The organism is Streptomyces sp. NPDC047072 (assembly GCF_040643855.1).
Lineage (GTDB): Bacteria > Actinomycetota > Actinomycetes > Streptomycetales > Streptomycetaceae > Streptomyces.
Genome location: NZ_JBEYVC010000056.1, coordinates 27,066 through 47,244, shown reverse-complemented (window position 1 = coordinate 47,244; position 20,179 = coordinate 27,066). Strand labels below are relative to the sequence as shown.

At 72.0% G+C, this 20,179-nt stretch carries 19 protein-coding genes; 11 read left to right on the top strand and 8 right to left on the bottom strand.

Annotated features, from left to right (window positions below; translation table 11 throughout):
* Nucleotides 1-70: 70 nt before the first annotated feature.
* Nucleotides 71-148 carry a putative leader peptide gene (locus ABZ896_RS23760; protein ID WP_350786652.1) on the bottom strand — a complete coding sequence of 26 codons (78 nt, stop codon included), beginning with the start codon at nt 146-148 and terminating at the stop codon, nt 71-73.
* Between the two features lie 144 nt (nt 149-292).
* On the opposite strand from ABZ896_RS23760, the gene ABZ896_RS23755 reads away from it, so the two are divergent.
* Nucleotides 293-1,213 carry a LysR family transcriptional regulator gene (locus ABZ896_RS23755; protein WP_360932432.1) on the top strand — a complete coding sequence of 307 codons (921 nt, stop codon included), beginning with the start codon at nt 293-295 and terminating at the stop codon, nt 1,211-1,213.
* A gap of 9 nt (nt 1,214-1,222) precedes the next feature.
* On the opposite strand, the gene ABZ896_RS23750 is transcribed toward ABZ896_RS23755, so the two are convergent.
* A complete protein-coding gene (locus ABZ896_RS23750) occupies nt 1,223-1,390 on the bottom strand; it encodes a hypothetical protein (protein WP_360932430.1) in 168 nt (55 codons plus the stop codon).
* 395 nt (nt 1,391-1,785) lie between these two features.
* On the opposite strand from ABZ896_RS23750, the gene ABZ896_RS23745 reads away from it, so the two are divergent.
* Nucleotides 1,786-3,150 (top strand): deoxyribodipyrimidine photo-lyase, encoded by a 1,365-nt coding sequence (locus ABZ896_RS23745; protein ID WP_360932476.1) that lies wholly within the window; start codon nt 1,786-1,788, stop codon nt 3,148-3,150.
* Here the strand turns inward: ABZ896_RS23745 and ABZ896_RS23740 are convergent.
* Nucleotides 3,103-4,095 (bottom strand): MerR family transcriptional regulator, encoded by a 993-nt coding sequence (locus tag ABZ896_RS23740; RefSeq protein WP_360932427.1) that lies wholly within the window; start codon nt 4,093-4,095, stop codon nt 3,103-3,105. The genes ABZ896_RS23745 and ABZ896_RS23740 overlap by 48 nt on opposite strands.
* Before the next feature lie 91 nt (nt 4,096-4,186).
* Between ABZ896_RS23740 and ABZ896_RS23735 the strand changes: the two genes are divergently transcribed.
* Together ABZ896_RS23735 and ABZ896_RS23730 are read left to right on the top strand one after the other, a co-directional pair.
* Nucleotides 4,187-4,777: a sigma-70 family RNA polymerase sigma factor gene (locus ABZ896_RS23735; RefSeq protein WP_360932424.1), complete on the top strand. Its 591-nt coding sequence runs from the start codon at nt 4,187-4,189 to the stop codon at nt 4,775-4,777.
* 89 nt (nt 4,778-4,866) lie between these two features.
* Nucleotides 4,867-5,307 carry an SPW repeat protein gene (locus ABZ896_RS23730; RefSeq protein WP_360932422.1) on the top strand — a complete coding sequence of 147 codons (441 nt, stop codon included), beginning with the start codon at nt 4,867-4,869 and terminating at the stop codon, nt 5,305-5,307.
* A 62-nt stretch (nt 5,308-5,369) separates the two neighbouring features.
* On the opposite strand, the gene ABZ896_RS23725 is transcribed toward ABZ896_RS23730, so the two are convergent.
* Nucleotides 5,370-6,104, bottom strand: coding sequence for a phosphotransferase (locus ABZ896_RS23725; RefSeq protein ID WP_360932420.1), 735 nt, complete (start codon nt 6,102-6,104; stop codon nt 5,370-5,372).
* A 219-nt stretch (nt 6,105-6,323) separates the two neighbouring features.
* Here ABZ896_RS23725 and ABZ896_RS23720 point away from each other — a divergent pair, with 219 nt between their 5' ends.
* Entirely contained in the window at nt 6,324-6,857 is a 534-nt protein-coding gene (locus ABZ896_RS23720; RefSeq protein WP_360932417.1) for a hypothetical protein, read from the top strand.
* Here the strand turns inward: ABZ896_RS23720 and ABZ896_RS23715 are convergent.
* Nucleotides 6,850-8,298 (bottom strand): hydrolase, encoded by a 1,449-nt coding sequence (locus ABZ896_RS23715; protein ID WP_360932414.1) that lies wholly within the window; start codon nt 8,296-8,298, stop codon nt 6,850-6,852. The two genes, ABZ896_RS23720 and ABZ896_RS23715, sit on opposite strands and share 8 nt — an antisense overlap.
* Before the next feature lie 283 nt (nt 8,299-8,581).
* On the opposite strand from ABZ896_RS23715, the gene ABZ896_RS23710 reads away from it, so the two are divergent.
* A complete protein-coding gene (locus tag ABZ896_RS23710; protein ID WP_360932411.1) occupies nt 8,582-8,845 on the top strand; it encodes a GlsB/YeaQ/YmgE family stress response membrane protein in 264 nt (87 codons plus the stop codon).
* A 126-nt stretch (nt 8,846-8,971) separates the two neighbouring features.
* A complete protein-coding gene (locus ABZ896_RS23705; protein ID WP_360932473.1) occupies nt 8,972-9,853 on the top strand; it encodes a GNAT family N-acetyltransferase in 882 nt (293 codons plus the stop codon).
* Nucleotide 9,854: 1 nt separating this feature from the next.
* Here the strand turns inward: ABZ896_RS23705 and ABZ896_RS23700 are convergent, their stop codons facing one another.
* Both ABZ896_RS23700 and ABZ896_RS23695 read right to left on the bottom strand, forming a co-directional pair.
* Entirely contained in the window at nt 9,855-10,775 is a 921-nt protein-coding gene (locus ABZ896_RS23700; RefSeq protein ID WP_360932408.1) for an NAD(P)-dependent oxidoreductase, read from the bottom strand.
* A gap of 55 nt (nt 10,776-10,830) precedes the next feature.
* On the bottom strand, nt 10,831-11,607 hold the full coding sequence (locus tag ABZ896_RS23695) for a GNAT family N-acetyltransferase (protein WP_360932405.1): 777 nt from the start codon (nt 11,605-11,607) through the stop codon (nt 10,831-10,833).
* 84 nt (nt 11,608-11,691) lie between these two features.
* On the opposite strand from ABZ896_RS23695, the gene ABZ896_RS23690 reads away from it, so the two are divergent.
* The 3 genes from ABZ896_RS23690 to ABZ896_RS23680 all read left to right on the top strand — a co-directional run bounded on the left by ABZ896_RS23690 (nt 11,692) and on the right by ABZ896_RS23680 (nt 17,511).
* Entirely contained in the window at nt 11,692-12,171 is a 480-nt protein-coding gene (locus ABZ896_RS23690) for a nucleoside deaminase (RefSeq protein WP_360932402.1), read from the top strand.
* 128 nt (nt 12,172-12,299) lie between these two features.
* Entirely contained in the window at nt 12,300-16,775 is a 4,476-nt protein-coding gene (locus tag ABZ896_RS23685) for an aminotransferase class I/II-fold pyridoxal phosphate-dependent enzyme (protein ID WP_360932470.1), read from the top strand.
* 7 nt (nt 16,776-16,782) lie between these two features.
* Nucleotides 16,783-17,511 (top strand): class I SAM-dependent methyltransferase, encoded by a 729-nt coding sequence (locus ABZ896_RS23680; RefSeq protein ID WP_360932399.1) that lies wholly within the window; start codon nt 16,783-16,785, stop codon nt 17,509-17,511.
* Nucleotides 17,512-17,572: 61 nt separating this feature from the next.
* On the opposite strand, the gene ABZ896_RS23675 is transcribed toward ABZ896_RS23680, so the two are convergent.
* On the bottom strand, nt 17,573-18,244 hold the full coding sequence (locus tag ABZ896_RS23675) for a chaplin (RefSeq protein ID WP_360932396.1): 672 nt from the start codon (nt 18,242-18,244) through the stop codon (nt 17,573-17,575).
* 270 nt (nt 18,245-18,514) lie between these two features.
* Between ABZ896_RS23675 and ABZ896_RS23670 the strand changes: the two genes are divergently transcribed.
* On the top strand, nt 18,515-20,143 hold the full coding sequence (locus ABZ896_RS23670; protein ID WP_360932393.1) for an alpha/beta hydrolase: 1,629 nt from the start codon (nt 18,515-18,517) through the stop codon (nt 20,141-20,143).
* The last annotated feature ends 36 nt before the right edge of the window (nt 20,144-20,179 follow it).

Sequence of the window (20,179 nt, the reverse complement as noted above, 5' to 3'; positions counted from 1 at the left end):
TGTGGTGCGGGTGCGGTGCTGGTGCGGTGAATTCAGGCGGGGAAAAGCGCGGCGGATCGCAGGAGGTTGATCAGGCCGCGGCGCAACAGGAGGCGCTGGAGACGCGCGCGAGGTCGACATGGCGTCGCCGCGTGAGGTCCAGTCGCATCTTCATGTCCTCGATCGTGGCAGCCGTCCGCGAGAGCCGTCAAGGAAAACCCGACCGGTCTCGTATCGCGGACCATTGAATTTCACGAACGTGTGACAGGGAAACCCTTGAACCGGGCGGGAAATGGCCCGCATTCTGCGGTGCATGCGGACCGAACAGCTGGAATACATCGCGGCGGTGACCCGGCTGGGCTCGCTGCGCCGGGCGGCGGAGGAACTGCGCCTGTCACAGCCCGCGTTGAGCGAGACCGTGCGGAACCTGGAGCGGGAGCTGGGCGTCGACCTGCTGGAGCGCAAGCGGTCCGGGGCGACGATGAGCGCGGAGGGCCGGGAGCTGCTGCCGCACATCGTCGGCGTCCTGGAGGCGGTGGACCGGCTCCGGGCGGCGGCGGGCGAACAGCACCGCATCAGCCGTATGGTCCGGGTGGGCACGGTGAACGCGGCGACGGTGCCACTGCTGATCCCGGCCGTCGAGGACTTCCGTACAGTGCATCCGCTCACGCAGGTCGAGGTGGTCGGCGCCCAGCAGACGGAGATCCGACGGGCGTTGTCCGAGGGCGGGTTCGACCTCGGGCTCGTCAACCATCTCGACGGCGACGACACCCCCGCCGGCTTCGAGTCGACCCAACTGCTGCACGGGCGGCCGGTGGTGTGCCTGCGACCGGACAACCCGCTGGCGTCCCGGCCTCGCGTGTCGGTGGACGACCTGCTGACCCAGCCGCTGATCGCGATGCGCACCGGCTATGTCATGCACCGTTTCGTGCACCGGCTGCTGGGCGGCCGTGAGGCGTCCTTCGCCTACTCCACAGACGGTGCCGAGATGGGGAAGCTGATGGTCGCCGAGGGCCTCGGGGTGACCGTGCTGCCCGACTTCAGCGTGGTCGGGGATCCGCTGGAGCGGCAGGGCACGATCACCCTCCGGCCGATCGAGGGGGACCCGGCCCGGGTGCTGCTGATGCTCCAGCGCCGCCGGGCCGAATCGGTCCCGCGGGCGGCCCGGGATCTGCACGAGGTGTTCGTGCGCCGGGCTCGCGAGTTGGGCGGGACGCTGACCGCCTCGGTCTGAGGATGCGGGTCAGTCCTCGTCGCGTGCCGGGACCACCACGAGGAACGCGTCCGACTTCAGATCCATCACGACGGTCGCGGGCTCGCCCTTGGCGCGCCGCGCCGCCGCGTACTCCTCCGCCGGCCACGATCCGCGCGGAGCTCCCGCAGGAAACCGCTCCAACACCTTCGCGCCCATAGCGGCAGACACCTCCAGCGTCGATCTCCTCTTCGTACCAGTCCGGTTGCCCGGGATCGGGGCGGGCATGTTCACGTCTTCGCGTTTTCGCCCACGGATGCCGGCCCCCGGACGCGGTCCCCGTCCGTCCGAGGGACGCGACCGCATCCGAAGCGGCCCCTGCGACGGAAGTGATCGCGAGACCGGAAGGACGAAGGCCGATGGACCACGACGACACGCGCACGGGCCTGCCGGGTCTCGCCTGGCTGGAGATGCGCGTCTCGCCGGGCGCCGACGGTCGGACCCGCTGCCCCGCCGGCGGGCTCTCTTCCCTCCGCACGGTCTGCTGGGCCCGCAACATCGCGCAGGCCGCAGCGGACTCCTCCCCAGCCCCCTCCCCTCTCAGGAGCAGCGCCATGAGCATGTCCGTCGTCCTGTTCACCGCCGACCTGCGGCTGCACGACCATCCGCCGCTGCGCGCGGCGCTCGACGGCACCGACGGGGTCGTCCCGCTGTTCGTGCGGGACCGGGCCGTGGACGGTACCGGGTTCGCCGTGCCCAACCGGCTCGCCTTCCTCGCCGACTGTCTGCGCGACCTCGACGCCGGGCTGCGGGAGCGGGGCGGCCGGCTGGTCGTGCGCTCCGGGGACCTCGTCGACGAGGTGTGCAAGGTGGCCGCCGAGGCGGACGTCGACGAGGTGCACATGGCGGCCGACGTCAGCGCGCACGCGCACCGGCGGGAGGAACGGCTGCGGCACGCGCTGGAGTCGGAGGGCGTACGGCTCCACGTGCACGACACGGTGACGACCGCCGTCGCCCCGGGTGCGGTGCTGCCCGCCTCCTCGGACCACTTCGCCGTGTTCACCCCGTACTTCCGGCACTGGTCGCAGCAGCCTCTGCGCGATCCGCTCGCCGCCCCGCGCACCGTCCGGGTCCCGGACGGGATCGGTTCCGAACCCCTGCCCTCACGAAGGGAGTTGACCGGACTCTCCGAGGGACTTGCGACCGGCGGCGAGCGTGAGGGCCGCAAGCTGCTGACCGCCTGGCTCCGCACCGGGATCGCCGACTACGCGGACCGCCACGACGACCTGGCGGGCGACGCGACCTCTCGGCTCTCGCCGCATCTGCACTTCGGCACCCTCTCCCCCGTGGAGCTGGTGCACCGGGCCGCCCGCGCGGGAGCCGACGCCTTCGTACGGCAGCTCGCCTGGCGGGACTTCCACCGCCAGGTGCTCGCCGCACGCCCGGCCGCCGCGAGCGCCGACTACCGTACGCGGCACGACCGTTGGCGGACCGCGCGGGCCGCGGACGAGGACGTGGCGGCCTGGCAGGAGGGCCGAACCGGCTATACGATCGTGGACGCGGCCATGCGCCAACTCCTGTACGAGGGCTGGATGCACAACCGCGGCCGTCTGCTGACCGCGAGCTTCCTCACCAAGACGCTGTACGTCGACTGGCGCGTCGGCGCCCGCCACTTCCTGGACCTGCTGGTGGACGGCGACGTGGCCAACAACCAGCTCAACTGGCAGTGGATGGCCGGAACCGGCACCGACACCCGCCCCAACCGGGTCCTCAACCCGGTCACCCAGGCCAGGCGGTACGACCCCGACGGCGCGTATGTCCGGCGCTGGGTACCGGAGTTGGCGCGGCTGAAGGGCTCCGCTGTACACGAGCCGTGGAAGCTCCAGGGCCTGGACCGGGCCGGGATCGACTACCCGGACCCGATCGTCCAGCTACCGGACGGACTCGCCCGCTTCAAGCGGGCCCGCGGCCGCGACTGAGAACGCCTCGCCGGTGAGACCGGCCAGCGCGTCCCGCAAGGTGGTGGGGCGTGCCATGCCGGGCGCCGAATGCCCCAGCCAGCCGGGGCCGCCCAGCATCACCAGGGGCTTTCGGCGGGCACCCTTCACGCCCCACCGGGCGCCCGCCACCTGCCGGGCGAGCGGCAGGCTCGCCGAGGAGCGGGTCTGCGCCCACAGGACGACGGCCGAGGGGCCGAGCCGGTCCACGGCTGCGGCGAGTGCCTCGGCGGGCACGGCGCCCCCGAACATCCGTGTGGGCAGCCGCAGTTCACTCAGCGCGGCGTTGAGCGCTTCGAGCGGCAGGGTGTGCTGCTCCCCCGGCACACAGGCCAGGACGACCGGCCCGGCCGGCGAGGTCTCCGTCTGCGCGGCCGGCGGGCGGGTGGCTCGGCGCAGGGTGGAGGACACATGCCAGGACAGCAGGTGCTCGACCTCGACGTAACGGTCCCCCGACGAGGCCCACTTGCGGCCGACCGCGTGCAGGGTCGGCACCATCACCTCCTGCCAGGCGACGGCCACCCCGTACGTCTCGACCGCGCGGGCCAACCGCTCCTCCAAGGCGGGCGCGTCGAGCCGTACGGCGGCACGCGCGAGGCCGCGGCACTCCTGACGGACGTCTCCCAGGGGAAGCCCTCCGCCCGCCCGGGAGCGCGAGGGAGCCACCGGTTCGAGGGCCCCGGGCGGCGCCTCGCGTGCCGCCTTCGCCGCCTCCGCCGGCGGCACACCGGCCGACGTCAGACGGCACATCGTCTCCAGTACGGCGACGTCCTGCGCGGTCCAGCGGCGGTGCCGTCCGTCGGTGCGGACCGCGGGGCCGATGCCATAGCGCCGGTCCCAGGAGCGCAGCGTGGTGGGCGAGACACCGAGCCGACGGGCCAGGGCGCCGGTGGTGAGACCTGCCGGGACGTCCGGTTTCTCCGTCATGAGTCGACTATACGATGCAGAATCGATGCGAGTTGAGCGGACTGTTCCCCGCCTCACAGGATGGCTCCACCGAACGTGAGGAGCCGCCGTCATGAACTCGCCCTCGAGCACGATCACGACCCACGGGGAGACGGAGGAGGAGCTGGCGCTCGCGCGCGGACTCGTGGCGGGTGACCAGGCGTCCCTGGCGGCCGTCTACCGGCACTGGTCCGCCCTGGTGCACACGCTGGCCTGGCGCTCCCTGGGCGATGCCAGGGAGGCGGAGGACGTCACCCAGCAGGTCTTCCTCGGTGTGTGGCAGGGCCGCGGGACCTACCGGCCGGAGCGCGGGACGCTCGCCGGCTGGATCGTCGGCATCACCCGGCGCAAGACCGCCGACGCGCTGGCCGCGCGCACGCGCCGGGCCGACCTGGTCGCCTCGGCGGGCGCCCGCCTCCCCTGCACCGGGTCCTCGGACGACCGGACCGAGACCACCCTGGACCAGCTGGTCGTGCGGGCCGGACTCGCCCGGCTGCCGTCCGCACAGCAGCGGGTCCTGCGGCTCACCTTCTACGAGGACCTCAGCCAGACTCAGATCGCCGAGCGCACGGGGTGGCCGCTGGGCACGGTCAAGAGCCACGCGCGGCGCGGGCTGCACCGGCTGCGGCGCGATCTCTCCTTGATTTTCGACCCCTACACATAAAGCCCAAATAAGCGCAGAATGTAAGGAGGCGGCGCTTACCGCACACCGCAACAGAAGCGGTCAGGCCTGCGAGTCAAAGGAGACGAGAAATGGCCAACGTCTCGCCCACCAGAGGTGACATCTCCAGCCACCCTGATGTTTCCGAGATGCGGGCTCGTTACGCCCGTATGCTCGGCGGTCGCGATGTGGCGCTCGTGGACGGACCGGTGTTCCTGCTCGGTCTGTACTGCGCCGTGTCCCCCTGGATACTCCACTACACGACGAGCCAGCCCGCCCTCGTGACCCACAACCTCATCGTGGGCATCGCGATCGGTCTGCTCGCCCTCGGCTTCACCCGGGCCCCGGAGCGCATGTACGGCCTCAGCTGGGCGTTCTGCGCGGTCGGCGTCTGGATGATCGTCGCCCCCTGGATCGTCGGGGACAGCCCGGACGCCGGTGTCGCGCTGAACAACATCATCATCGGCGCCCTGGCCGTGATCCTGGGGCTGATGTGCGCGGGCACGGCGGCGAAGAGCGCGCCGACTCCGTAGGAACACCCCGGAAAGGACACCACTCGGGCCGGTCCGCCTCCGCGGGCCGGCCCTCGCCGTCTCTACAGGAGGGCGCCCAGCTCGCGCCGGTGGGCAGCGACCCACTCGCCCGCGCGCCGCACCACGTCCACCGCCCCGCGCTCCCGCAACCCGACCATGGCGGGCTCACCGCGCAGCGCCCCGGCCTCGATCCCCCGCCGGCACCGGTCCTGCCACCACAGCACCGTGTCCAGGAGCGCGTCCCGCTCGTCGAGTCCGTACGCGTCGCACACGAGCCGCAGCCGCCGTGCGGTCTCCGGTACGTCGGTCACCTCCGGCCCCAACTCCAGGTACTGCCAGCACACATGGGCCACGTCGTGGATCCGGGCCCCCGGCGCGGCGAGGTCCCAGTCGATGAAGGCCAGCGGGCGCCAGGCGCTCCCGGTGACCGCGTACACGGTGTTCTTCGGCGCGAGGTCGTTGTGGCACACGACCTCCTGGTCGCCGGCCAGAGCCGTGCCGTGCGTCAAGTCATGGAAGGCGCGGACCAGTTGGACCACCTCCACGAGCGCCTCGTCGGTGCGGGCCGCACGCCGCTCGGCCGGGGTGAGTGCCGCCCGGCCTTCCAGATAGGTGAAGCTCTCCCTGCCCTGGGCGTCCGCGCCCAGGTGGCGTGGCGCGCCCTCCCATCCCGCCCACTCGAACAGCGCGAGCAACTCCCGCACGAAGTCCGTCCGTTGAGACCGTGTCCGCCGTACCGTCGCACCGACTCGTACGACCTCGTTCACCGCTCCCCCACCGAGCACCGACTCCTCCATCGACCGCCTCCCTGGGGCAGGATCACACATATCGACGCCCACACGAGTCTCACCCTCACCTCGCCGGGGCGCGACAGGGGCTGGTGGTCCTGCGGATCGACGCGCGGAACGCGGCGAGCGAAGGGGTCTCCCGGGGCCGTGAGGTCTTCCTGCGCACCTGGTCCCTGCGGGCCTGAAACTCCGTCGCCCCGGCCCCGCCCGGCCTGTCACCCTGTGTTCATGGACCATGCGGACGTACTGCTCATCGGCGGCCGCGCCGGCGTCGGCAAGACGACCGTCGGCTGGGAGGTCTCGGCCCTGCTGCGGGCCGCGCAGGTCGCGCACGCCGTGATCGACGGCGACTTCATGGGGCAGGTGCATCCGGCGCCCGAGGGCGATCCGGGCCGGGCGGCGATCGGCGAGCGCAACCTGACCGCCGTGTGGGGCAATTACGCCGAACTCGGCTACCGCCGCCTCGTCTACACGAACACCGTGAGCGTGCTGGAGGAGCAGACCGGGATGTTCCGGCGTGCGATGGGAGACGGCGTGCGGATCGTCCGGGTGCTGCTCACCGCCACCGACGCGACCGCCCGACAGCGGCTCACGGCACGGGAGTTGGGCTCCGAGCTGGAGCACGAGCTGCGGGGCAGCGCGCGCAAGGCGCGCATGCTGGAGGACCGTGCGCCCGTCGGCACCTTGCGAGTGGTGACCGACGGGCGCGGTGTACCGGACATCGCGGCCGAGGTGCTGGCCGCGACCGGGTGGGTCAGCTGACGTTCAGCGCGGTGTCGTCGAGGACGAACGACGTCTGGAGGGTGGAGCCCTCCGTGCCGGTGAACTTGAGGGTGACGGTCTGACCGGCGTAGCTCGCCAGGCTGAAGCTGCGCTGGGTGTAACCGCTGGCGGCGTTGAGGTTCGAGTAGGTCGCCAGGGTGCCGAGGACGGTTCCGGAGCTGTTGAGGACCTGGACCTTGAGCGTGTCGTACGCCGTGCTGGTCGTGGTCTCCGCCGTGTCGATGTGCAGATAGAAGCTCAGCGCGGCGGTGGTGCAGCCGGACGGGATGGTCACCGACTGCGAGAGCGTGTCGGTGGTGGCGGAGCCGTAGCCGTCGAGCCAGGCGTAGTACGAGCCCGAACGGGCCGACTGGCTGCTGGAGTTGGTGATGACACCGCTGCTGGCGCTCCAGGTGGTGTTGCCCGACTCGAAGCCGTTGTTGCCGAGCAGCTGGGCGGCGGTGCAGGTGCCCGAGCCGCCCCCGTCGTCGCCTCCGCCGCTGCTGCTCGCGCCAGAGAGCCACTCGGTGGCGTTGAGGGCGAGGGCCGCGTTCGTGGCGCCGGAGTCGTTCCAGCCGTCGTAGAGCGTGTTGCCGGACTGGCCGGTGCCGTCGTCGATCGGCGAACTGTCGCCCCAGAAGGCCACCCGGCCGCTGCCGAAGGTACTGGTGGCGAAGAAGGCGCCGGTGTTGCCGGAGTAACCGGTGCGGTAGAGCAGGCCCTTGACCGAGGAGTTGTCGGCGGGCTTGAGGGTGGCGGTCGTACCGCTGGCGATGAGGCTCTTGGTGACGGTGCCGAAGGAGCCGTGCAGCACGGGGTCGCTGCTGTCGCTGATGGCCGACGGGTAGTCGGAGCTGATGCTCAGCGAGTCGATCGAGAAGCCGAACGGGTCGGTCGAGTCGACGCTGTTGTTGGTCATCAGGTCGTTGAGGATCTCGACCGCGTCCTCGCCGTCGTTGTTGCGGTCGGCGCCGGTGTGGTCAGAGATCATGAAGAGACCGCCGCCGTTCTTCACGAACGTCATGATCGCCGTCTTCTCGGCGGTCGTGAAGAGCGTGTTCGGCTCGGGCAGCACGAGCGTGTCGAAGTTGGAGAGGTCGGTGGTGGACGAACCGCCGTACGTGAGCGCGCTGGTGGCGGTCTTGAGGCTGTAGCTGCCGGTCTTCTGGAGGTCCACGCCCCAGGACGAGAGCGCGCCGGTCCAGTCCGTCTCGGCGGACGGGGAGGAGTCCTGGGCCAGCGGGTCCGGCTTGCTGGTGGAGATGATCCAGTCCGCGTTGCCCGCCTCCTCGGCGTGGCCGTCGTCGAACAGGACACGGTGCGTCGTGGCCGCGTGGGCAGCGGGGGTGGCGGCGACCTGGACGGCGAAGCCCGTGGTGAGCAGGCCGATTCCGGCGAGCACCGCGCTGAGTCTGCGTCGGGGTCTGGTGAGTCCACGCATCCGGCGTACCTCCGTGAGGGGTCGGGGGGAAGGAGCTGTGCGGGTGCCGGTGGCTACGCGCGTAGAAACAGGGCATCTGCGCGCGTAGACCATCCGCCGTACGAACTCAGTACGGCGGATCGAGTTGAACGGTACATGGCAAGCGGAAGGCCGAACAGGGTCGATCCGGCCCAGCGGCCCAGGATTGACCGGCTGTTGACCGATGGTTGAAGCGGAGCCGGACTGCCCTTGCCTCCAGCGGGCAATGGCATTACTGCGGGGGCTTTCGGAAAAGGGGGTGGAGATGGAGATCGACGGCATCATCAGCGCCATCGTGATCGGCATCGTCATCGGAGTCCTGGGCCGGCTCGTGGTACCCGGCCGGCAGCGCATCGGGATCCTGTGGACCATTCTGGTAGGCATCGTGGCCGCGCTCATCGGCTCGGCGATCGCCGGTGCCTTCGACGTGGCCGACACCAAGGGCATCGACTGGGTCGAGTGGCTCATCCAGATCGGTCTCGCCGCGCTGGGCGTGGCGGCACTGGACCGGTCGAAGGCCCGCCGCTGACCTACGGACACCGACAGCAGAGCGCGCCGGACGGTCCGGCGCGCCGTCGTATATCCGTTGCGTCCGGCGGACCGCGGCGGCAGGCTGCGACAGCCCGCACACCGCCTCCCCGTGACGGAGACCCTCTTGTCCTTCCACCTCACCCCGCTCGCCGATCCCGAGCCCGGTGCCTCCAGTCGCCGGCTCGCCTGGCTGGCGACCGGGGCCGACGGCGTGCCGCTCGGGTCCGCGTTCCTGCGGCTGTTCACGAAGGAGGGGCAGGAGCATCTCGCCGAGCTGGAGGTCGCGGTGCACGGCGCGGAACGGCGCCAGGGCGTGGGGACCGGGCTCCTGGAGGCGGCGGTGGCCGCGGCGAAGACCGAGGGGCGGCGGAGTGTCATCGCCCAGAGTGTGCTGGGCTCCCCCGGTGACCTGTTCCTGGCCGCGCGCGGCTTTCGCCGGGTGCTGTCGCTGACGTACGCCCGCCTTCCGCTGGCGGACGCGGACCTGAAGATGCTCGACGCGCTCGTCGAACGGCCTTGTCCCGGCTACCGGTTGACGCGGTGGGAGGGCACCGTGCCGCCGGAACGGGCGCGGTCGTTCGCGGACTCACGCCGTGCCATGGACGACATGCCGATGGAGGGCACGGACTTCGGCACGGTCGTCTGGGACGTGGAGCGGGTGGTCGCGGCCGCCGAGGCGGTCGCCCGGCGCGGGGAACTCCTGTACACGGTGGCCACCGTCGAGGAGAGCACCGGCGAGGTGGTCGGCTTCTCCGAACTCGTCGTGCCCGGCGACGGGTTGGGCGACGGGCAGCACTACGGCACCGCCGTGCTGCCCGAGCACCGTGGCCGCGGCCTCGCCCGCTGGATGAAGGCGGCCTCGATCCGCTCCGCCCGCGAACGGCACCCGGAACTCGCCGGGTTGTGCACCGACACCGCGGACGGCAACGCGCCGATGCTCGCCGTCAACGACGCGCTCGGGTACGTACCGACGCACCGGGCCGTGGAGTACCAGCTCGACCTGTAGATCACCGGGTCGCCGCGTGCAGCGCGGCCACGCCGTCGCGGGTCGACGGATACCTGGGCGTCCAGCCCAGCTCCCGCTCGGCCTTCGCGGTCGAGACCCGCATGTTCGACACCATGATGGCGTGCGCGTACGACAGGGGCCGCATCAGCCACAGCGGTACGGTCATCGGCTTCGGCACGCCGAACTCCTCGGCGGTGGTCACCACTTGGGCGCGGAAGCCGATCGGTGTGCGGTCGGCGATGTTGTACGCCTGGCCGGGGCGCCCGTGGTCGACGGCGGCGGCCACCGCGCGGCCCGCGTCGGTGAGTTCGACCCACGGCAGGACCCGGCCGTGGTCGCCCGGGAGAGGGAGCTGCCGCTTGCGCAGCATGGCGAGGATGGCCTCGGTGCCGCCGGGGCCGTAGAAGAGGCCGAAGCGGAGGGCGATGCCGTCCAACCCGGGGGTGCCGAAAGTGAGTTGTTCCTTGGTGCGCATGCCCGCGAGGTGCTGCTCCAGTTGCCCGGTGGTGCCGGGCGGGCCGAAGGGGTCGTCCTCGGTGAGTTCGTGGTCGCCGAAGTCGCCGTAGCCGTAGCCGAAGACCATCGACTCGGTGACGAAGCGGCCCGCTCCGACGAGCTGGGCGGCCTCGACGAGGTGCGAAGTGCCCTGGATGCGCAGGGCGTTGGTGGCGTGCATGTCGCTGTGGCGCATGGGCGCCTTGCGCAGGGCGGTCGCGGCGTGGACGACCGTGTCGAAGCGGTGCCCGTCCACGGCACGCAGCAGGGCGTCGCGGTCCATGAGGTCGGCGCGGACGCCGTTGTCCCTGCTCCGGCCGAGTCCGGTGACCTTGTGACCGGCTTCGGTCAGGGCCCGGGTGATGTGCCGGCCGAGGACTCCGCTCGCGCCGGCGAGGAGGATGCTCTGGTTCTGGTTCGTCGTCATGCCGGTACGACGGACCGGGCGGCGGGGATGTGACATCCGCCAACGAGATTTCCGGCTACACCTCGTACACGTACGGTGTCGTGGTCGTCAGCGGTTCGAAGCCGAGGCGTTCCAGGATGGGGCGGCTGGTGCTCATCGCGTCGACCTGGAGGTAGCGGTAGCCGCGGTCCACGGCGGCGCGGGCGCGCTGGGCGACCAGGGCGCGGTAGATGCCCCGGCCGCGCCACTCCTCGACGGTGCCACCGCCCCACAGACCGGCGAAGCGGGTGCCCGGCACCAGCTCCATGCGGGCCGCGCTCACGGGCTCGTCGCCGGCGAGCGCGACGACGGCGACGACCGTGTCCGGGTCGTCCGTCAGCCGGGCGAGCAGCTGGCGCCGGAGCCGGGAGCTGTCGGTGCCGAAGGCCTTCTCGTGGACGTCCGCGACGAGATCGACGCCCGCCCGGTCGGTGACCGGCAGGACCCGGATCCCCTCGGGCGGATCGACGTCCAGGGTCAGGTCGGCGACCTCCGCGATCATCAGCGTCTCCTCGGGCTCGGGCGTGAAGCCCGCCGCCCTCAGCCGCTGACCGAGGTCGAAGGGCAGGTCGTGGCCGTACAGCTTCCACTCGAACTCGCGGCCGAGCCCCGTGTAGTACGCGACCTGCTCGGCGATCGCCGCGTCGGCGTTCGTCTCGTCCAGGTCGGACCAGACGACGCCGTTCCAGCCGTGCGCCTCGGCGACCTGGCGGACCACCCCGCCGACCCGCTCGACGCGCGTACCGGGGCCGTCCGGCTGGGCGCCTTCGCGCATGTCCCGGTCGTAGAGCGCGAGCACCGCTGCATGATCCATGGGCCCACTTCACCACCCGGACGTCCCCGGGGCAATGTCGTTTACGGCCGCCGCACCACGTTTTCGCCGCTCTAGGCTGTGCGCATGGTCGTGACGGAGATCGAACTGCCCCATCTGCGCCGCTGCGTGGAACTGGCCGCCGAGGCGCTGGAGGCCGGGGACGAGCCCTTCGGCTCGGTGCTCGTGGGCGCCGACGGGGAGGTGCTCGCCGAGGACCACAACCGGGTGGCCTCCGGCGACCGCACCCGGCACCCCGAATTCGAGCTGGCCCGCTGGTCGGCCGCCCACCTCAGCCCCGAGGAGCGGGCGGCGGCGACGGTGTACACCTCCGGTGAGCACTGCCCGATGTGCGCGGCCGCGCACGCCTGGGTGGGCCTCGGCCGGATCGTGTACGTGGCCTCCTCCGAGCAACTGGCTGGTTGGCTGGCCGAGTTGGGCGTCCCGGCCCCGCCGGTCCGGACACTCCCCGTCCACGAGATCGCACCCGGCGTGATCGTGGAGGGCCCGGTCCCCGAGCTCACGGAGCGCGTACGGGACCTGCACCGCCGGTTCCACCGGCCGTAGTCGGCCGTCCCTCCAGATGCAGCCGCCTCATCCGGCTCCTACGATCGACAAGGAACCCGGACCAGGTGGACGGCCCGGTCTCCTCCAGTGGGGGGAGGCGCTTGCCCTTGCTGTCGGCATACCGGCTGATGGCCGCTCACGCGACCCTCGTCGCGGTCGCCACCGTCGTCTACATGACGGTGCCGAGCGCCCGTACCCCGCTGTGGGCCGTGATCGGGCTCGCCGGTGTCGCCGCCGTGCTGACCGGGATCCGGATCCACCGACCCGCCCACCGCTGGCCCTGGTGGGCCCTGGCGGCGGGGCTGCTGACCTTCATCGCGGGCGACACGTACTACAACGTCCTGGAGGAGTACTTCCACGCCTCCAACCCGTTCCCCTCCCCCGCCGACGCCTGCTACCTGGCCACCTATCCGCTGCTCGCGACCGGGCTCTACGGGCTCATCCGCTACCGCTGGGCCGGACACGACCTCCCCAGCCTGCTCGACGCCCTGATCCTCACCGCCGGACTCGCGCTGCCGGTGTGGGTGTATCTGGTGCAGCCGCTCGCCGAGACGGCGGGGATGACCTGGCAGCAGCGGGCGATCAGCATCGCCTATCCCCTCGGTGACGTGCTGGTCCTCGCCCTGCTGGCCCGGCTGGTGACCCCGAGCCCCGTCGAGGGCCACAACCGCTCGGTCCAGCTGCTGGTCGTGGGGACACTGACGCTGCTCGGCTTCGACATCGCCTACGGCATGCTGCAACTGGGCGGGATGTGGCAGGCGGGCACCCTGCTGGACTCGGGCTGGATCGTCTTCTACACCGCCTGGGGCCTGGCCGCGCTGCACCCGGCGATGGCCGGGCTGACGGCCGCCGTACCGCAGAGGCGGTCCCTGCTCCCGCCCCGGGGCCGGGTGCTGATCCTCGCGCTGGCCACCCTGATCGCCCCGGGCATCCTGCTCGCCGAGGCGATGACCGGCGCACCTCATCACGCGGCCGTCATCGCCGCCTTCTCGGGCGTCCTCTTCCTGCTGGTCATCCTGCGGCTGTCGGGCATGGTCGTGGCCCACCGCGGAGCGGTCGCGCGCGAGCTGGCGCTACGGCGGGCGGCCGCCTCGCTGGTGTCCGCGGTACGGCAGCAGGAGGTGGCCCGGGCCTGCGAGGGGGCCGTGGACCTGCTGCTGGGCCCTGCCGAACACCACCGCACCCTGCTGCTGCCCGCCGACCCGTCCCTCGGCCCGGCCCCGTCCGAGACCCGGCTCGTGGCCCCCACCGAGCTCGGACCCGCGCTCGCCGCCCTGCTGGGCGACCTGCCCGCGATCCTGGTGTGCCCCATGATCCCGCCCGACCGTCCGGCCGCCGAGATCCCGGGCGTGCTCCTGGTCGCGGGACCCCGGCGGGCGCTCGCCGAGACCCGGCGCTCCCTGGAGATCCTGGCCTCGCACGCGGGGCTAGCCATGGAGCGGGTCGTGCTGCGCCAGGAGGTGGTGCGCCGGGAGAGCGAGGCCTACTTCCGCACCCTGGTCCGCAACACCTCCGACGTCATCCTGATCGTCGAGGACGACGACACCGTCCGCTACGCCAGCCCGTCCGCCGAGGCCGTGTTCGGCACCGCCGAGCTGGTGGGCGTCCCGCTGCCGGACCTGGTCGATCCGCGCGACCGGCTCCGGGCCGCCCGCGAGCTGACCGCCGTACGGGACAACGGGCCGCGCGCGACCCACGACCACTGGTGGATACGGCACCGGGGCGGCCGGGTCGAGGTGGAGGTGCGGTGCAGCGACTTCCGGGACGAGCGCACGGTCGCCGGGCTGGTGGTCACCCTGCGGGACGTCACCGAGCAGCGCAGACTGGAGCACGAGCTGACCCAGCGGGCCTTCCACGACTCGCTGACCGGCCTGCCGAACCGCACGCTGCTCCTGGAGCGCGTCGAGCGCGCCCTGCTGCGCGGCCGCCGGGAGAACTCGCTGACCTGTCTGCTCTTCATCGACCTGGACGACTTCAAGCAGGTCAACGACACGATGGGGCACTCGGCGGGGGACCGGCTGCTGATCGCCGTCGGCAACCGGCTGACCCGGACGCTGCGGCGCACCGACACCGCGGCCCGGCTGGGCGGCGACGAGTTCGCCGTCCTCATGGAAGGGGCGCGCGAGCCACTGGACGCCGAGCTGCTGGCCGCGCAGGTCGTGCAGACGCTGACCCGGCCGTTCGTGCTCGGCGACGAGTCCGTGAGCGTGTCGGCGAGCGTGGGCGTGGCGACGGCCCACGACAGCACGGACGCGGAGGAGCTGCTCGGCCACGCCGACCTCGCGCTGTACGCGGCGAAGGCGGCCGGGAAACGGCAGTGGCGCCGCTTCCAGCCGCTGCTGCACGACCGCATGGTCGAGCGGCACGACCTGCAGAGCCGGCTCGCGCGGGCGGTCGCCGACCGGGAGTTCGCGCTGCGCTACCAGCCGGTCGTGGACATCTCGGCGGGTGCGGTGGTCGGCTTCGAGGCGCTGGTGCGCTGGCCGCGGGCGCCACGCCGACCCGTCTCGCCCGAGCAGTTCATCAGCCTCGCCGAGGAGACCGGGCACATCGCGCCGCTGGGCTCGTGGGTGCTGGAGAACGCGGTCAGTGACATCGCCGGGCTCCAGCGGCTGCCGGGGCCCGCGACCGCGCCGTACGTGAGTGTGAACGTCTCGGCCCGGCAGTTCCGCGACGCCGGGTTCGTCGACCAGGTCGGGCAGGCGCTGCGGACGCCGGGGCTCGCGCCCGGATCGCTCCAGCTGGAGCTGACGGAGAGGGTGCTGCTGCGCCGGGACGCGCAGGTCCAGGGGGTACTGGAGGACCTCAAGGGGCTCGGGGTGCACATCGCGGTCGACGACTTCGGGACCGGCTTCTCCTCGCTGCGGTACCTGCGGGACTTCCCCATCGACGTACTGAAGATCGACAAGACGTTCATCGACGACATCACCCGCGACGCCCAGCAGGTCGCGCTGGTCGAGGGCATCGTCCGCATCGCCGACACCCTGGGGCTCCAGGTGATCGCCGAGGGCATCGAGGACTCGGCCCAGCGGGATCTGCTGGCCGGGATGGGGTGCCGGTTCGGACAGGGGTTCCTGTTCGCCCGGCCGATGACGGTGACGCAGAGCGAGCGGGTGCTGCGGCGGGACGGCGGGAGGGTGGCGCCGGGTGTCGCGCGGGCGAACGGGCGGGAGGGGGGCTGTACGCCGTCACGGGGCTTGTCGGAGGAGCGGCGGGGGGACGGCCGTACACCCTCGCCCTCACGGGAGGAACGCCCGGCGGCTCGCCGTATGCCTTCATCCGCGCCCAAGCCTGCACCCGCACCCACGCCCTCGTCCATACGCTCGCCTTTGTCCTCCCCGCAGGCACACCCCGCGGCCCGTCCCGGGCCTGCGTTCCTGCCCTCTCACCACCCGTCGGACATCGAGCGGCTGCGGCTGACCAGTCCGATGAGTGACGCGGTCATCGACGAGGTGCGCGGGCGGCGGATCCGCAGCCGCGGGCACTGGCTCGTCGACTTCGCCTCCTGCAACTACCTCGGCTTCGACTGGGACCCGGAGATCGCCGCCCGTATCGGCCCGGCCGTCGAACGCTGGGGCACCCACCCGAGCTGGTCACGGCTGCTGGGCAGCCCCCGTCTGTATCCCGCGCTGGAGGAGCGCCTCGCCGCGCTGCTGGGCGCCCCGGACACCCTGCTGCTGCCGACGCTGACCCTCATCCACGCCTCGGTGATCCCGGTCCTGGCCGACGGCGGGCACGTCTTCGTCGAGGCGCGAGCGCACCGCACGGTCTACGACGGCTGCGTGGTCGCCCGCGGCCAGGGCGCCACCCTGCACCGCTTCCACGCCGAACACCCGGAGGAACTCGCCGAGTTGCTCGACTCGGCACCCGCGGGCACGAGCCGGCTGGTCTGCCTGGACGGCGTCGACAGCATGACCGGCACCGTCCCCGACCTGCCCGCGCTGGCGCGGGTGTGCCGGGAGCGGGGCGCGACGCTCTACGTCGACGACGCGCACGGTTTCGGGTTGATCGGGGAGCGCGGGCCCGGCGAGCCGTGTCCGTACGGCATGCGCGGCAACGGCGTGGTGCGGTACAGCGGCGAGTCGTACGACGGGATCGTGCTGGCCGCGGGCTTCTCGAAGGCGTACTCGTCGCTGCTCGCCTTCCTGGCGCTGCCCACCGAGTTGAAGAACCGCCTCAAGACGACCGCGGCGCCCTATCTCTACTCCGGCCCCTCGCCCACGGCGTCCCTGGCCACCGCGCTGGCCGGGCTCGACGTCAACGACCGGCGGGGAGACGAGCTGAGGGCCGCGATCCACCGCAGGACCGTGCGGGTGCTCGACCATCTCGCCGCTCTCGACGTGGCCACCCTCAACACGCATGAACTGCCCATCGTGGAGATCCCGTTGGCCGATCCGGCCGACCTCGACGCGGTCGCCGCGTTCCTGTGGGAGGAGGGCATCTACGTGACGCTGGCCGCTCATCCCCTCGTCCCGCGTGACCGGGTCGGCTTCCGGGTGCAGATCACGGCCCTCAACTCGGACGAGGACATCGACCGGCTCAACCGCACGCTGACCGCGCTCGCGGCGCGGTTCCGGCTGCGGGCGAGGGAGTGCGGGAGGTGAGGCGCCGATGACCACGCACAACGACGACGTGGACTGGGACCGTTGGCCGGTCGTGGACTATCTCGCCGAGAACTACCGGGAGTTGCACCCCTCGGACGCCGCGGTCATCGCCCACCACGCGGCGTTCTACCGCGGGCTCGCGCCGGGCGGTGTCGCTCGGTCCGTGGAGTTCGGCGCGGGGCCGAACCTGTATCCGCTGATCCTGGCGTCCGCGGTGAGCCGCCGGATCGACGCCGTCGAGGCGGGGGCCGGGAACGTGGCCTATCTGCAGCAGCAGATCGTCTGCCGGCCGGACGCGAGCTGGCTGCCGTTCCACGCGCTGTGCAGACGGTTGAACCCCGCCGTGCCGGGCACCTTGGCGCGGTCTCTGGCGCAGGTGCGCGTAGTCCACGCGGATGTACGGGACTTGGAGGCGGGCGCGTACGACCTCGCGTCGATGCACTTCGTCGCCGAGGGGGCCACCGAGGACTTCGCCGAGTTCGCGAGCTTCTGCCGGGCGTTCGTGCGCTGTGCGGTGCCGGGCGGGCATCTGGTGGCCGCGTTCATGGAAAACCTGCCGACCTACCGCGTCGGACCGGCCTCCCGCTGGCCGGGCTGCCCGGTCGACCCGGCCCTGGTCACCGAGGTGTTCGCGCCGCTGACAAAGGAGTTGACGGTCACTCACCTCGACAGCGACCCGACGCTGCCGAACTACGGGGACTCGGGCATGGTGCTGCTGACCGGACGTCGGGCGTGAGCGGAGGCCCCATCGGCCACCCGTGCGATGGGGCCTTCCGCCCGCCGGAGAGGTCGCGCGGTCAGCGCACCGCGCGGGAGCGCCGGTACAGCACGGCTCCGCCGAGGACGAGCGCGGCGCTTCCCACCCCCGCGGGCAGGGTCTGGTCGGCGCCGGTGTGGGCGAGGGACGGCCCGGGCGGCGTGTGTGGGGCGGCCGGCCGCGGTGCCGGGGTCTCCTTCGGCGGCGTGCTCGGTGTGGGTGTCGGCGTGGTCGGGCGGTTCGGTTCCGCGGGCGGTTCCCCGGGCCCGTTCACCGACGTGTTGCCGTCGGAGGGGTTGCCGATGCCGACCACGTTCACGCTGTTGCCGCTGACGTTCAGCGGGAGGTGGACCGGCAGCCGTACGCCGTTGCCGGAGAGGACGCCCGCGGAGTCCTGGACGTCACCGCGGGCCGTGGCGCCGCCGTCCGTCGTCGTGGCACCGGCCGCCCGCACTGAACTCCCGCCCCTGGAGCCCTCGTTGACGCACGTGTTGCCCGCGGCCGGATTGAGCAGCCCCACCACGTCTACGGTGTTCCCGCACACGTTCACCGGCACGTGCACAGGGAGTTGGACGGTGTTGCCGGAGATCAGCCCGGGCGAGTCGGTCGCGGCGCCGTCCGCCGCGGCACCGGCGTACGCCGGCATCGTCACGGCCATCGCCCCGGACGCGGCGGCGACGGCGATCAGACCGTTTCGGGTAGCCCGTCTCATGGTTGCCTGCCTTCCAGACTTGGACGCGAGCAGTCGCCCGCACCGCGTAAAACGCAGGCGAACCATCAGAGTTATGGCTAATCGGCCTTTCACCCCATCGAGCGACATGGTTGTCGAACTTGCGGCAAAACCTACTCATCACCACCGATCGGGCACAGGGTAGGGCAGATTATAGGATCCCGCTCGCCGGGAGGCGGCCCGCCGGGAGCCCACCTATCGTGATCGAGGGCGCCGATGACCGGTCCGCGGCGGGCGTCCGTGGAGGCATGGATGCTGGCCAGGCTGTCGACACGAGGCGGGGTCCGGCGGTACGCCCTCTCCGCGGCCGTGGGAGTGGCCCTGCTCGGCACCACACTGCCCGCCGAGGCCGCCGACGGCTCCGGGCTCGGGCGGTTCTACCGCCAGAAGGTGCACTGGTCGAAGTGCACGGGCATGGAGGCGCCCTACGATCTCCAGTGCGGCAAGATCACCGTCCCCCTCGACTACGCCCACCCCGGCGCGGGCACCCTGGACCTCGCGCTCGCCCGCTACCGGGCCACGAGCAGACACCCGCGGGGTTCGGTCCTGCTCAACTTCGGCGGGCCCGGCGGCGCGGGTGTGCCCGAACTCGCCGCCGGGGGCAAGGAGTTCATGGATCTCACGGACGAGTACGACGTGGTGTCCTTCGATCCGCGCGGGGTGGGCAGGTCCGCCCCGGTCAGCTGCGGCGACGGCACCGACGAGGCACTCGACGCGACCGCCGGGGAAACAGGGCTCGGCGACGATCCGCAGGCCGTGCTCCAGCAGTTGCGCAGCGCCGCCGACCAGTGCGCCGCGCACTCCGGGCCGGTCCTGCGCCACATCGGCACGGTGAATGTCTCGCGCGACCTGGACGTCATGCGCCAGGCTCTCGGCGACAGGAAGCTCAACTACCTCGGCTTCTCCTACGGGACCCGCCTCGGCGCGGTGTACGCCGCGCAGTTCCCGAAGAAGGTGGGACGACTCGTGCTCGACGGCGTCGACACCCTCACCGAACCGCTGTCCGAACAGGGCGTGGCGGGTGCCGCGGGGCAGCAGACGGCGCTGGAGGACTTCGTCGACTGGTGCGTGAAGGACGTCGGTTGTCCGTTCGGCACGGACGCGCGCAGTGCCCGGGCGCAGGTCGGACAGTTGGTGAGGTCGCTGGACGAGGATCCGCTGGCGACGGGCTTCGGCCCCGACTTCACGGGACAGGACCTCGTCGGCGCGATCGGACAGGCCCTCTACAGCAGGCAGTTGTGGCCGTCCCTGGAGCGGGCGCTGGCCGAACTGGTGGAGCAGGGCGACACGTCGGGCATCCTCGGCTTCGGAGGCGGCGGCATCGGCCTTCCCACGAAGGGCACCGGCGTCGGCCTCCTCACGAAGAGCACCGGGACCGCCTCCCCCACCGCCGACGAGACGCACCTCCCCCTCGCCGACGCGGAGGACGTCCCGCTCGACAATCTTCCGGCGGCGCTGATGGCGGTCAACTGCGCGGACGATCCCGACCGCCCCGGCGCCGACCGGATCGGCCAGGACCTGGGCCGCCTGCGGGAGGAGTACGAGCAGGCGTCCCCGGTCTTCGGCCGGTACCGGCTCACCGAGTACCTGATGTGCTACGGCCGCCCCAAGGGCACCGACTTCATCCGGGAGAAGGTGCGGGACGTCCGTACCCCGAAGATGCTCCTCGTCGGGACCCGCGGTGACCCGGCGACGCCGTACCGCTGGACGGTGGAGACCGCGAAGCGGCTCGGCGACTCGGCGGTCGTCCTCGACAACAAGGGCGAGGGGCACACCGGTTACGGCTCCTCGAAGTGCGTACACCGCAAGGTCGACGACTTCCTCCTGTACGGCACCCTGCCCCCGGACGGCAGCTCGTGCGGGCCCGAGGACGAGGACTGAGCGCCGCTCCGCGACGGGAGCCGCCTCAACCTCGCC